The organism is Streptomyces sp. SP18CS02 (genome assembly GCF_036322365.1).
GTDB lineage: Bacteria > Actinomycetota > Actinomycetes > Streptomycetales > Streptomycetaceae > Streptomyces.
Genome location: NZ_JAQYXC010000297.1, coordinates 12,929 through 26,796, shown reverse-complemented (window position 1 = coordinate 26,796; position 13,868 = coordinate 12,929). Strand labels below are relative to the sequence as shown.

The window sequence follows — 13,868 nt, the reverse complement described above, 5'->3', positions numbered from 1 at the left end:
CCGGGGGCGGCCCGGCAAGGCACCTGAGCGGCCCGGCGGTCGACCGACGGCTCGGTGCGACAAAGCTCTCGTACCCCTCGCTGGGCAATCCCTCGGCCGGGTGAGCCAGCCCCACCCGGGTGATTCGAACGTGGCGCCCTGACGCCTGTGGCCCATCAGGAACCGACACCCGCCATCCATCGCACTTACGTCCGAGAATTCGCCCTCGATCACCCGTTACACGCACAGACCACGCCTCGTTTCCCCGTCACCAGTTCGACACGGGAAGCGGAGGAGGCATTGGTGCGACATGGTGAGACCTCGCCCCGAGCGCGAGAAGAATCGAACAGAGCGTCCACCCGGTGCAGTGACACCGGAAGGGGCGGGGAGCCCACCGGCGGGCGGGGGGCCCCGGATGCCGGGGCGGGGATCCGGCGGCTGCGGGTGATCGCATGAAACGGCTGTTCACCCGCCCCAAGCCGGTCGAACCGGCCGTCTCGACGTCCGAACACGACCTCTTCGGCGGTCCGTTGCGCTACGACATGGGCTGGTCCACCCATGAATACGCACGGCTGGAGCTGACCCTGCTGTCGGCGCTCCGCTCGGTTCCCCAGATGGTCTCCGGCACCCTGCGTCTCGCCCTGCGCGCCGACCGGCGCGCGATGGTCACCGTCGCGGTCACCGAGATCGGCCAGGGCATCACCGCGGCCCTGGGGCTCATCGTCCTCAACACGGTGCTCCAGGCGCTGCTGGGCGCCGGCAGCACCGCCGAGCGGCTCCACGAGGCGCTTCCCGCCCTGGTGGCGGGCGGCGCGATCGCGGTGGCCGGCGCGGTGCTGGCCTCGCTGTCGACGGCCTCGGCGGGACGGCTGGAGCCGAAGGTGGAGCGCGCCGCGAACGAACGCTTCCTGGAGGCGTCCGCGGGGGTCGAGCTGGAGGCCATCGAGGACGGCGAGTTCCGTCGGCTGATCGACATCGCCCAGTTCGGTGCCGCCTCGGCCCGGCGCATGGTCGGCGTGTGCGTCGCCGCGGTCAACGGCATCATCTCGCTGATCGCCGCCGGTGGTGTGCTGACCATCCTGCACCCGGCGCTGCTGCCCATGCTGCTCCTGATCGCAGCCCCGCGCGGGTGGGGCGCGATGCGCGTGGCGCAGCGCCGGTACGTGTCGACCATGCAGTGGGTGGAACACATCCGGGCCGGGCGCCTGCTGGGCAATCTGCTCACCTCCCGTACGGCCGCGCAGGAGGTCCGCGTGCACGGCGTCGGCGGATTCTTCCTCGGGCACTACCGCACGATGGCCGAGAGCGCCGAGGAGGAGCAGTCGCGGCTCGCCAAGGACAAGGCGGCCACCGAGTTCCTGGCGGCGGGCCTTTCGGGCGTCGCGGCCGTGGCGACGTACGTGGCGCTGGGCGCCCTCATCCTGGCCGGGCACATGGATCTGGCGGTGGCCGGCACGGCGGTGATCGCGGTGCGTTCGGGCTCCGCGGGACTGGGCGGGCTCGTGATGAACCTCAACGCCCTGCACGAGGAGTCCCTGTACGTACGGGACCTCGAACGCTTCGTCGACGAAGCGGGACGCCGCGCCATCCCCGTGGGCGGGCTGCCCGTGGCGCCGGACACCGGGGCGATCACCTTCGAGAAGGTGTCGTACGGCTATCCGGACCGGGAAGGGCAGGCCGTCGCCGACGTGTCGCTCACCGTCCCGGTGGGCCAAGTGACCGCGCTGGTCGGGGAGAACGGCGCGGGGAAGTCGACGTTCATCAAGATGCTGGCGGGGCTGCTCCTGCCGGACAGCGGCCGCATCCTGTGGGACGGCGTCGATCTGCGCGAGGCCGACCGTCAACAGGTCTTCGCGCAGGTGGGCCTGCTCACACAGGACTTCGAGCGGTGGCCCATGACCGCGGGCACGAACATCCGGATCAGCGACACCGCCCGCCCGGCGGACGAGGCCGCGATGGAGGCGGCCGCCGGGTACGCGGGCGCCGACCGGATGATCGCGGAGCTCCCGCACGGCATGAACACGCTGCTGGCGCGGATGTTCCGGGGGGCCAGCGAGTTGTCCGGCGGCCAGTGGCAGAAGCTCGGGCTGGCCCGTGCCCGGTACCGCGACGCCCGTGTACTGATCGTCGACGAGCCCACCTCGGCACTGGACCCGGCGGCGGAGATCGCCGCGTTCGAGAAGATCCGCGCGCTGGCGGGGCCGGAGCGGGCCGTGGTCCTGGTCACCCACCGGATGGCCGCCGTGCAGCACGCGGACCGGATCCATGTCCTGCACGAGGGCCGCCTGGCCGAGGAGGGCACGCACGACGAGCTCATGGCGCGTGGCGGCCGGTACGCCTCCATGTACCGGGCACAGGCGAGCCAGTACCGGCTGGAACCGGCCCACCGTACGGCCCCGGTCGTCCCCGGCCAGCTCCGGCCGGCCGCGACCGCAAGCCACACCGGGACCCGACGGGCAGCCGCGCCGGCGGGGCCGGGCCCCGGAGGAGCAGCCGGGTCGGGGACCGCGTCGGAGGCCGGAGAGGGGGACGCCGGGCCCACGGCGGGCGCCTGACCGCCGACCGGGCGTGACCGCCGACCGGGCGCGGAACCGGCGGTGTCCGGGGACGTCGTGACGGGGAGGGCGGCAGCCACGCGCGCCGCCTTCCTTGGCCCTCCCCTCGCCCTTCGTGGCCCTCCCGTCGCCCTTCGTGGCCCTTCCGTGGCCCGTCCGTGGCCGCGACCCACCGGAGGGCCGGCCGTGGGGACGGCTCGGCGTCCGCAGTGTCATGACGATGACCGCGCACACAGGATCGTAGATTACTAAACCATTACCTTAACTAAACGGTTTACTAGACAACGTTGTCAGATGCCGTCAGAGTGTGCGCTCGGGGCGTGGGAGCCGCTTCCCTTCACGAAAGGTGTGGTGACGTGACGGTGTACGGAGCACTGGACATCGGGGGCACGAAGATCGCCGGGGCGCTCGTCGACGAAGCGGGCGCCCTGGTGATGCGCGCCCAGCGGCCCACTCCGGCCCTGCGTTCCGCCGAGGAGCTGATGGCCGCCGTGACAGCGGTCGTCGACGAGCTGGCCGCACACCCGCTGTGGGAGGAGGTGTCCCGCGTCGGCATCGCCAGCGCGGGCCCGGTCGACACCGTCGCCGGCACGGTGAGCCCGGTCAACATCCCCGCGTGGCGCCGCTTCCCGCTGGTCGCCCGTGTGGCGGCGCATCCCCGCATGCCCCTGGGAACCCGCCCGGTGCTGGTCGGGGACGCCGTCGCCATGACCGCTGCGGAGCACTGGCGGGGCGCGGCGCGAGGAGTGGCCAACGCCCTGTGCATGGTGGTGTCGACCGGCGTCGGCGGTGGGCTGGTACTCGGCGGCAGGGTCCACACGGGCAGCACGGGCAACGCCGGCCACATCGGACACATCTCGGTCGACCTCCATGGAACGGCGTGCCCGTGCGGGGCACGGGGCTGCGTCGAGGGGCTGGCCAGCGGCACGGCCATCGCCGCGTACGCGAGGGCCGCGGGGTGGTCCCCCCGGCCCGGTGCGGCATCGACCGCCGCGGCGGTCGCCGACGCGGCCCGCGCGGGAGACACCAGGGCCCAGGCGGCCTTCGAACGGGCGGCGCGGGCGCTGGCGGCGGCGATCGCCGCGACGGCCGCCCTGGTGGAGCTCGACCTCGTGGTCATCGGCGGCGGCGTGGCGCAGGCGGGCGACACGCTCTTCACTCCGCTGCGCCGTCGCATGGCGGACTACGCGGTGCTCGATTTCACCCGCGACCTGCCGATCACGCCGGCGCGGCTCGCCCTGGACGCGGGTCTGATCGGGGCGGCCGCCGCAGCGGCGACCCGGGGCGCCGCCGCGCCCGGGGCGGAACCCCGTCGGCCATTCGAGGAACCGTCGTCCGCGTCCCGCGGCGAAACCGCCCCCATGGCCGGGACGACCGCCCGCCAGTAACCCGGGCGTCCGCAATCCGCGCCGCCGCACATCCAAGCATCCGAGAATCCGAGCCGTCCGAGGGGCCGCGCCACGACCGCCGGGACGGAGGGCGGCCCCGGAAGGGGACCACCGCGTGGACCGCCTCATCAACACCGTCCGCCCCTACGCCTGGGGATCGACCACGGCGCTGCCCGAGCTGATGGGCGTCGAGCCCGACGGAACACCGCAGGCCGAACTGTGGATGGGGGCCCACCCCGCGGCCCCCTCCCTGGTCGAACGCGCGGGCCGCACGCAGCCCCTCCACCACGTCGTCGGGGACGACCCGGCCGCGGAGTTGGGGGCGGTGACGCTGCGCCGGTTCGGGCCCCGGCTGCCGTTCCTGCTGAAGCTGCTGGCGGCCGACGCCCCGCTCTCCCTTCAGGTCCATCCCGACCTGGCGCAGGCCGGCGCGGGCTTCGCGCTGGAGAACGCCGAGGGCGTCCCGCTCGACGCCCCGCACCGCAACTACCGGGACGGCAACCACAAGCCGGAGATGATCGTCGCGCTCACCCCGTTCGACGGGCTGTGCGGCTTCCGCGCACCGGGTGAGTGCGCCGGCCTGCTGGGCGCCCTGGGCCTGGAGGAGCTGGAACCGTACCGCGCGGCCCTGGCCACCTCACCGGAGGAACCGGCCCTGCGCGAGGTCTTCTCCACGTTCCTGGAACAGGGCGCCGGCCTCGTGGAGGCGGTGGCGCGCGCCGTGGCACGGGAAGCCCGGGGCGACGGCCCCCACCGGGCCGCGTTCGCCGTCCACGACTCGATCGCCCGGGCGCATCCACGCGACCCCGGGCTGCTGGCCGCGCTGATGCTGCGTCACGTCCGGCTCGCACCGGGCGAGGGGCTGTTCCTCGGCGCCGGCGTCCCGCACGCCTATCTGCGGGGGCTCGGCGTGGAGATCATGGCGGACTCGGACAACGTCCTGCGCTGCGGACTGACCCCCAAGCACGTGGACCTGGCGGAGCTGTTGCGGGTGGTCCGGTTCTCCGCGTCACCGGTGCGGATCGCGCGCCCCACGGTCCGGGAGGACGGCGAGGAGGTCTTTCCCGCTCCGGTCGACGACTTCCGGCTGTCCGTACTGCGGCCCGGCGCGCGCCGGCCGGCCTTCCCTCTCGACGACCTCACGCCGCAGATCCTCGTGTGCACCGAAGGACGGGTCCTCGTCACGGGCGGCGGGGGCGAACTCGACCTGTCTCCGGGCGACTCGGTCTACGTCCCGGCCGGCGAGCCGGTGACGGTCACGGGCAGGGGGACCGTCTTCCGCGCCACGGTGGCGGCCGGCCGTACGGGGACGCCGTCCCGAGTGGCCCCGGAAAGGTGAACCAGCACTAAACTTAACCGGTTTGGTTCCAACTGTTGTTTGTCCGTACCGCTGCCTCTAATCTCTCCTTCAGCCGCCCCGCACAAGGGCGAACCGCCGTGATCCTTCGCCTGTCCGAGCAAGCCGCACACACACGGCAGTTCACGGCTGGGAGATCTTACCGTCGGCCGGCGGGAGCCGTTTCACATGACCGGCCACGGGATTCCCTTTTCCTTTTCCGCGCATTCCCCGGGGAACGCACGCCACCGAAGCACACCGGTCGCGTTCCAGCACAGCGCGGTGACGGGAAAGGGAAAGGCGACGCGACACGACATATGACAGAGCGTGCCGCGGCGGGCGGAGAGCCCCGCCCCGCGCGGCCGCCCCCTCACGTCCATGTTGGGAGAACGACAGATGCGAAGGAAACTGGCCACCGCCGCGGGAGCGCTGCTGGCCGTCACCGCCGCCGTACTCACCGCGCCCCCCTCCGCGCAGGCGGCGGAAGCCGCGCGGACGGCATCGGCCCAGGCGGCACCCGGGTTCCGGGTGAGCGACGGCCGGCTGCTCGACGCGAACGGCAAGGACTTCGTCCTGCGCGGGGTGAACCACGCGCACACCTGGTACACGGCGACCACGCCACAGGCCCTGAAGGACATCAAGGCCCTCGGCGCCAACTCGGCCCGCGTGGTCCTGAGCACCGGCGACCAGTGGACCAGGAACGACACCGCCGACGTCACGGCGATCGTCGCGCAGTGCCGGGCCAGCCGCCTGGTCTGTGTCCTGGAACCCCATGACACGACCGGCTACGGCGAGGCGGGCGCCGCGGTCCCGCTGTCGCGCGCTGTCGACTACTGGACGGAGATCCAGGACGCCGTCAAAGGCCAGGAGAAATACGTCATCCTGAACCTCGGCAACGAGCCGTACGGAAATACCGGATACGCCGCGTGGACCTCCGGCACGACCGAGGCCATCAAGAGGATGCGGGCCGCCGGATTCCAGCACACACTGATGGCGGACGCCCCGAACTGGGGCCAGGACTGGTCCTTCACCATGCGGGACAACGCGGCCGGAGTTTTCGCCGCGGACCCCGACCGGAACACCGTCTTCTCGGTGCACATGTACGGGGTGTACGACACGGCCGCCGAAGTGCGGGACTACCTGAATCGGTTCGTCTCGCAGAAGCTTCCCGTGGTGGTGGGAGAATTCGGCGACGCCCATTCGGACGGAAATCCGGACGAGGACGCGATCATGTCGACCGCGCAGCAGCTCGGCGTCGGTTACATGGGCTGGTCCTGGAGCGGCAACGGCAGCGGGGTCGAGTACCTCGACATGGCCACCGGTTTCGACGCCGGCCGGCTGAGCCCCTGGGGACAGCGTTTCTTCAACGGCGCCGACGGCGTCAAGCAGACCGCCCGTGAGGCGAGCGTGTTCGCCGGCGGCGCCGACGACACCCAGGCGCCGACCGCGCCCGGAGCCCCCACCGCCTCCGCCGTGACGTCGAGCAGCGTCCGGCTCGGCTGGGCCGCCGCGACCGACAACACCGCGGTGACCGCGTACGACGTCGTACGGGTGGCGGGAACCGCGGAGACGCAGGTCACCACCTCGTCGACCATCGGGGCCACGGTCACGAACCTGACTCCGGCCACCTCGTACACCTTCGCCGTCTACGCCCGCGACGCGGCCGGCAACCGCTCCGCGCGCTCGGCACCGGTCACCGTCACCACGGCCGCCGGCCCGGTCGCCGGCGGCTGCCAGGTGGCCTACCGTGTCAGCGAGTGGAGCGGAGGCTTCAACGCCGACATCACCATCCGCAACACGGGGAACCAGGCCGTCAAGGGCTGGCAGCTGGACTTCGCCTTCCCGAGCGGCCAGACGGTCAACTCGGCCTGGAACGCGAAGGTGAGCCAGCAGGGCGCGGCGGTCAAGGCCAGGCCCGAGTCCTGGACGGAGACCATCCCGGCGGGCGGCAGTGTGAGCTTCGGCCTGAGCGGCTCCTCTCCGGCCGGCAACACGGCCCCCACCGCCTTCACCCTGAACGGCGCCGCCTGCGCCAAGGGCTGACCCCGCACCGAGACCGCGCGGACGACCGGAACGGCCTCCCCCCTCGTCGGGTGGGAGGCCGTTCCCATCGCGCGCCCCGCGCGGTGTCCGGGTACGCGGCCGATGGGTCGGGGGGCAGGCCGGGCGATGGGCCGGTGGGCCGGCAGGCTGGCGGACCGGCGGGCGTCTCGTACCGGGAGGCGCCCCCGCCCCGTACGGCCAGCCGTACGGCTCCACGCGCGACGACCCGAACGGCCGGGGCATCGCCACCGGCCGTTCGGGTCGTCGTCCTTCTCGTGGTCGCAGCTGTCACTGCGGCCCCAGCCGTGACCAGGTCGTGGCCGTGGCCCCGCAGCACTGGCCGTGGCCCTGGGGAACCGCTCAGTGCCCGTGCGGCGCCGGCGCGGTGGAGCCGCGGGGGGTGAGTGACGGGGTCGGCACCTGAAGGGAAGCGGTGTGCGTCCCCTCGATGACGGCGAACAGTGTGCGGGCCACCTCCGTGCCGAAGTGGTGCACGTCATGGCTCATGGCGGACAAGGTGGGGTGCGTGATCCGGCACAGCTGCGAGTCGTCCCAGGCGAGCAAGGACACATCGTCGGGGACGACGAATCCCATCTCGGCCGCCACACCGGCGCCGGCGACCGCCATGATGTCGTTGTCGTAGACGATGGCGGTCGGCCGGTCGGCCGCCAGCAGCAGGGACCGGGTCGCCCGCGCTCCCTCCTTGCCGTCGTAGCCGGTGGCTATCTGGCGCCCCTCCTGCAACCCCAGTTCACGCATCGTCGCCGCGAACGCCGCGGCACGGATGGCGCTGTGCCCCAGCCCGACCGGGCCGCCCACCCGGGCGATCCGCCGGTGCCCGAGCGCCGCCAGGTACCGGACCGCCTCGGCCGCGGCGGTGGCGTCGTCCGTCCAGACGGCGGGGAAGGTACCGGTCAGGGACGGGTGGCCGACGGCCACCGCCGGCAGCCCGATGGACTGCAGGGAGGGGACCCGGGGGTCGTTCTCGTGGAAGTCGACCAGGATGGCGCCGGCGATGGTCTGGCTGCGCCACCACGTCTTGTACAGGTCGATCTCCTCGTCGAGGTCCCGTACCAACCGCAGCAGCAGCGAGCACGACCGGTCGGCCAGGACGCTCTCGATACCGGAGATGAAGTCCATGTAGAACGGTTCGAGTCCCAGCAGCCGGGCGGGACGGCACAGGGCCAGGCCGACGATGTCGACCCGCTGACTGGAGAGGCTGCGAGCGGTCAGGTTCGGGGCCCAGCCCAGCTCCCGGGCCGCCTCGAAGATCCGTTCCCGCGTGGCCTCGGAGACACCCGGCTTGTGGTTGAACGCGAGCGAGACCGCCCCTTTGGAGACACCGGCCCGGGCGGCGACGTCCTTGATGGTGACCCGGGCGGGGCTGTTCACGTCGCGTCCACGCAGAACAGGGCGGCCCTGACCTGCTCGGCGTCCACCGGCCCGCACCCGCTGACACGGAAACGCGCCTGCTCGCCGGGCAGCAATGTGCGCAGGCCCTGGTCGACCGAGGCACGCGGGTCCAGGCGGTCGGCCTGGAGCAGAAGGTCTCTCAGCAGAGTGTGTGCGCTCACCACGACGTCGACTCTATCGCTCCGGCCGGGGACGGCTTCCACGATGACGTCGTACTCCGGACGCGGGTAGGCGAAGTCCTTGTCGGGGACGGGGAAGTACACCGCCCGCAGGTCTCCGGGATCCGCGGAGACGTGGTCCGCGGAGACGTGGTCCGTGGCGGCCCGGTCCGCGCGGGCGGAGGCGGCAGGATCGACGTCCGCGTCCGGGCCGGCGCCGGCCACCGCGTCGGCGGCCAGGAACTCCTTGGCGGACCCCTCGGCCGGCACCAGCTCCGCGGGCACGGGCAGCCGGACCACCGAGCGGGGCTCCGCCGTCACCTCCAGGACGGCGCTGCGCACCGTACCGCCGTCCGCCTCCAGACGGCGCAGCGTCACCGCGGTGCGCCACGCGGTGGCGGACTGGTTGATCACCGCGAGCACCGGACCGTCCTCGCCCGGCTGCAGGGTGAGCAGGCGGTCCGCGTACACCCGGCGCAGCTCGTGGTGGAGCGGCTTGAGCCGGCCGTCGCCGTCGATCGCGGCCCAGGAGCTCACCGGCCAGCAGTCGTTGAGCTGCCAGACGACGGTGCCGGCGCAGACCGGCCAGTGGGAGCGCCAGTGCTCGATCCCGGCGGCGACCGCGCGGGCCTGGACGACCTGGGTGAGGTAGTGCCAGCGGTCGAAATCGTCCTCGGGGAGGGCGAAGTGGCGGGCGACACCGCGGTTCAGCTTGCCGTTGCCGTCCTCGGCCTTCTGGTGGTGCAGCATCCCCGGGGAGTCGGGAGCCAGGGTCTCGCCGGGCAGTGCCCGCCGCAGGGTCGCCATGGCGGGCGGTGCCTGCCAGCCGAACTCCGCGACGAAGCGCGGGACGCTCGCCCGGTACTCGGCGTAGTCCTGGCGGTTCCACACCTCCCAGGAGTGGTGGGTGCCGTGCGCGGGGTCGTTGGGGTGGTGGTCCCAGGAGCCGGACCACGGGCTGCCGGCGGTGTAGGGCCGGGTGGGGTCGAGCTCGGCGACCACGCGCGGCAGCAGGCCCAGGTAGTAGCCCTCGCCCCAGGAGTCGCCCGCCAGCTCGGGCTCCCAGTCCCAGTCGCGGAAGCCCCACAGGTTCTCGTTGTTGCCGTTCCAGAGCACCAGGCTGGCGTGCGGCATCAGGCGGACAACGTTGTCGCGGGCTTCGGCCTCCACCTCGCCGCGCAGCGGCTGCTCCTCGGGGTAGGCGGAGCAGGCGAAGAGGAAGTCCTGCCAGACCATCAGGCCGAGCTCGTCGCAGACGTCGTAGAAGGCGTCGTCCTCGTAGATGCCGCCGCCCCAGATGCGGACCAGGTCGACATTGGCGTCGGCGGCCTGGGTGAGCCGGGTGCGGTAGCGCTCGGGGGTGACCCGTGAGGGGAAGGCGTCGTCGGGGATCCAGTTGACGCCGCGCGCGAAGATCCGCTCGCCGTTGACGACGAGGGTGAAGCCGGTGCCGTGCTCGTCGGCGGACCGGTCCAGTTCGACGGTGCGGAAGCCGATCCGGCGCTCCCAGGCGTCCAGCGTCCCGTTCTCGTCGCGCAGTTCGACACCGAGGTCGTACAGCTGCTGCCCACCGTAGCCGCGCGGCCACCACAGCAGGGGCCGCTCGACGTCGAGGTGCAGCACCGCCTCCTCCCCCTCGAAGGCGACCTCGGCGCTCACGCCGGCCACCGAGGCGCGTGCCACCAGCCGGCGGCCCTGTCCCCGCGGTGTGCGTTCGGCCCTCAGCCGCACCTCGACCCGGCCGGTGCCTTCGTCGACGGTCACCAGGGGTCGTACGGAGGCGAGGCGCGCGGTGGACCAGTGCTCCAGCCGTACGGGACGCCAGATGCCGGCGGTCACCAGTGTGGGTCCCCAGTCCCAGCCGAAACTGCACGCCATCTTGCGGATGTACTGCGACGGCTCGGGGTAGACGTTGGGGCGGCTCCCCGTGATCGCGCGGACCGCCTCGGCCTCGTCGTAGGCGGAGGCGAAGCGGACCTCCAGCTCGCCGGTGCGTCCGGTGATGTCGAACCGGTAGGACCGGTGCATGTTGCGGGTGACACCGACCTCCTCTCCGGCGAGGCTGATGCGCGCGGCGGTGTCGAGGCCGTCGAAGACCAGGTCCGTGCGCTCGTGACCGCTGTCGTGGCTCACGTCCGCCAGGTAGGTCCACGCGCGCCGTCCGACCCAGTCGACCTCCTTCTCGCCGAGGCCGATGTACGGGTCGGGGATGACTCCGGCGGCGAGCAGATCGGTGTGGACGCAGCCGGGGACCCGGGCCGGGAGCAGCGCTTGGTCATGGCGCAGGTTCCAGCCGTCGACGAGCGGGGTGACGTCCTTCATGGTGCGGCTCCAATCGCCTGCAACAGGCCGGGGGATGTACGACGCCGGACAACGTAACCCCGACGATCACCCCCTGTCCATAAACCGGTCTAGTCGCACCACCGCAACACAACACACGGAACATGGCGCAGAATTCGGGCATCTTCCACCTGGCGGTAACGATTGAGCATCGCGCTCGAAATCTGAGCTTTACCGGTTCACCCATCCCTGCCATAGTGCCGACATCCCACCCGCGGAGCTGAGCCGCCATCCTGAAGGAGTTGGGCACATGGGGAAGAACACGACGCTCGCAGTCGCACTGCTGGCCGTCACGGCGCTGACCGTGACGGGATGCGGGGGTGGAGGGGCACCCGGCACGGAGACCGCGTCGGCCCCCGCCGACCCGGGGAAGGTGTCCGGCACCATCACGGTCCTGACCCACCGCACCGATCTGGTCCAGAGCGGGGAGATGGACGACTACGCGGAGCGGTTCCGGAAGGTGTACCCCAACGTCACGGTGAAGTTCGAGGGCCTGACCGACTACGAGGGCGAGGTCAGGATCCGGCTGAACACCGAGGACTACGGCGACGTCCTCATGATCCCGGGCGCCGTGGCGAAGAACGACTACCCGAAGTTCTTCGCCCCGCTGGGCACCTCGCGGGAGCTGGGCGCCAAGTACCGCTTCAGCGACAAGACGGACGTCGGCGGCAAGGTCTACGGCGTGGCGCAGTTCGGCACCGCCAACGGCTTCCTCTACAACAAGGCGGTGTGGGAGAAGGCCGGCGTCACCCAGTGGCCGACGACTCCCCAGCAGTTCCTCGACGGCCTGAGCGCCATCAAGTCCCGGACCGGCGCCGTGCCCTACTACACGAACTTCAAGGACGCCTGGCCGATGGTCCAGTGGACCAGCAACGTCGGCTCGGTCAGCTGCGACGGCAAGGCGACGGACAAGCTGGCGGGTCCCGTCTCCCCCTGGAAGCAGGGCAGTGAGCTGCGGGTGATCGACACCCTGATCCATGACATCGTCGACCGCGGGCTGGCCGAGAAGGATCCCAGTACGACCAACTGGGAAGCGTCCAAGGGCATGCTCGCCAAGGGCGAGATCGGCACCATGATGCTCGGCTCCTGGTCGATCACGCAGATGCGACAGGCGGCCGAGGCGGCCGGGGGCAAGCCGGAGGACATCGGCTTCATGCCCTTCCCGGCCCGGAAGGGCGGCACGTTCTGCGCCACGCTGGTCTCGGACTACCAGCAGGCCGTCAACGTCCACTCCGAGCACAAGGACGCCGCCCGGGCCTGGATCGACTGGTTCACCGACAAGTCCGGCTACTCCGCCAAGGAGGGTGCCGTGCCCAGCCTCAAGACGGCCCCCATGCCGGACACCCTCAAGACATTCGTTGACAACGATGTCACGTTCGTGGAGCGCTCCGAGGCGAAGACCGCCGAGGTCAACGCGATCGACACCGCCGCCGAGATCGGGCTCAACACTCCCGACTACCGCCAGAAGCTGATCGATGTCGCCCGGGGGGCGCAGAGCGGCAGCGTCGAGGACTTCTTCGCCGATCTGGACAAGCGGTGGGACGAGGCAGCGAAGACCGCCGGCTCCTGACGACGACACAGGCGGGTCCCGACGGCACGGCACGGCACAGCACAGCACAGCACAGCACTGCCAGGGATCCACAGCCCGTCGCGCAAGCGGACGACGAAAGGCCCCGACATGACCCATACGACGACCGACCCGGCGACGGCTGACCGACCACAGCGCGCCACGAGCTCCGAGCGCGGGGCCGCGGGTCGCCCTGAAGGCCCGCGAGGAAGCACCGCACGGGGACAGTGGCTGCGGCGGATCACGCCGTGGTCCTTCCTCGCGGTGCCCCTGGTGCTGCTGATCACGTTCACCTACGTCCCCGTGGGCAACATGATCTTCTACAGCTTCACCGACTGGGACGGCATCAGCCCCGACCGCGAGTTCACCGGCGTCGACAACTACGTCCAGATCTTCACCCGGCCCGAGCTGTTCCGGGTGTTCTTCGTGAGCTTCTACTACCTCGGCGCGTCCGTGGTGCAGATCGCCATCGCGCTGTACTTCGCGACCGTGCTGAGCTTCGACCTCAGGTTCCGCAACCTGTTCAAGGGGATCCTCTTCTTCCCCTACCTGATCAACGGCGTGGCCATCGGCTTCGTCTTCCTCTACTTCTTCCAGGACGGCGGCACCCTGGACGCCGTCCTGTCGTGGTTCGGGGCGGAACCCGACCACGCGTGGCTCGGGGATCCCGCCTCGGCCAACACCTCGCTGGCCGGCGTGTCGGTCTGGCGCTTCACCGGCCTGAACTTCGTGCTGTTCCTCGGCGCGATCCAGTCCATCCCGGGCGAGCTCTACGAGGCGGCGCAGCTGGACGGAGCCGGCCGATGGCAGCAGTTCCGGCACATCATCGCGCCGAGCATCAAGCCGGTGATCGGCCTCAGCATCATCCTGGCGATCTCGGGTTCCCTCTCGGTCTTCGAGATCCCGTACATCATGACCGGCGGGGCGACCGGTACCTCGACGTTCGTCATCCAGACGGTCAAGCTCGCGTTCCAGTTCAACAAGACCGGGCTGGCCTCGGCCGCCGCAGTGGTGCTGTTGCTGATCATTCTGCTGATCACCTGGATACAGCGCCGTCTCGTGCCCGATGAGAAGGTGGACCTCGTATGA

8 protein-coding genes are annotated in these 13,868 nt (G+C 71.4%); 6 read left to right on the top strand and 2 right to left on the bottom strand.

The features are described 5' to 3' along the window. Window positions 1-431 precede the first annotated feature (431 nt). From PUR26_RS28920 to PUR26_RS28905, 4 genes are all read left to right on the top strand, one after another. The gene (locus PUR26_RS28920) at window positions 432-2,534 is read left to right on the top strand and encodes an ABC transporter ATP-binding protein (RefSeq protein WP_329876793.1); all 2,103 of its coding nucleotides are present in this window, start codon (window positions 432-434) and stop codon (window positions 2,532-2,534) included. A gap of 356 nt (window positions 2,535-2,890) precedes the next feature. Beyond that, the gene (locus tag PUR26_RS28915; protein WP_329876791.1) at window positions 2,891-3,922 is read left to right on the top strand and encodes an ROK family protein; all 1,032 of its coding nucleotides are present in this window, start codon (window positions 2,891-2,893) and stop codon (window positions 3,920-3,922) included. 115 nt (window positions 3,923-4,037) lie between these two features. Continuing rightward, the gene (gene manA, locus PUR26_RS28910) at window positions 4,038-5,261 is read left to right on the top strand and encodes a mannose-6-phosphate isomerase, class I (RefSeq protein WP_329876789.1); all 1,224 of its coding nucleotides are present in this window, start codon (window positions 4,038-4,040) and stop codon (window positions 5,259-5,261) included. 393 nt (window positions 5,262-5,654) lie between these two features. Next, window positions 5,655-7,301 carry a cellulase family glycosylhydrolase gene (locus PUR26_RS28905; RefSeq protein WP_329876787.1) on the top strand — a complete coding sequence of 549 codons (1,647 nt, stop codon included), beginning with the start codon at window positions 5,655-5,657 and terminating at the stop codon, window positions 7,299-7,301. Between the two features lie 360 nt (window positions 7,302-7,661). On the opposite strand, the gene PUR26_RS28900 is transcribed toward PUR26_RS28905, so the two are convergent. Both PUR26_RS28900 and PUR26_RS28895 read right to left on the bottom strand, forming a co-directional pair. Continuing rightward, the gene (locus PUR26_RS28900; RefSeq protein ID WP_329876785.1) at window positions 7,662-8,693 is read right to left on the bottom strand and encodes a LacI family DNA-binding transcriptional regulator; all 1,032 of its coding nucleotides are present in this window, start codon (window positions 8,691-8,693) and stop codon (window positions 7,662-7,664) included. Beyond that, window positions 8,690-11,194: a glycoside hydrolase family 2 protein gene (locus PUR26_RS28895; RefSeq protein ID WP_329876783.1), complete on the bottom strand. Its 2,505-nt coding sequence runs from the start codon at window positions 11,192-11,194 to the stop codon at window positions 8,690-8,692. Before PUR26_RS28895 ends, PUR26_RS28900 begins: the two co-directional genes overlap by 4 nt. Before the next feature lie 268 nt (window positions 11,195-11,462). Here PUR26_RS28895 and PUR26_RS28890 point away from each other — a divergent pair, with 268 nt between their 5' ends. Both PUR26_RS28890 and PUR26_RS28885 read left to right on the top strand, forming a co-directional pair. Further along, a complete protein-coding gene (locus PUR26_RS28890; RefSeq protein ID WP_329876781.1) occupies window positions 11,463-12,782 on the top strand; it encodes an ABC transporter substrate-binding protein in 1,320 nt (439 codons plus the stop codon). Window positions 12,783-12,890: 108 nt separating this feature from the next. Beyond that, window positions 12,891-13,868, top strand: coding sequence for a carbohydrate ABC transporter permease (locus PUR26_RS28885; RefSeq protein WP_329876779.1), 978 nt, complete (start codon window positions 12,891-12,893; stop codon window positions 13,866-13,868).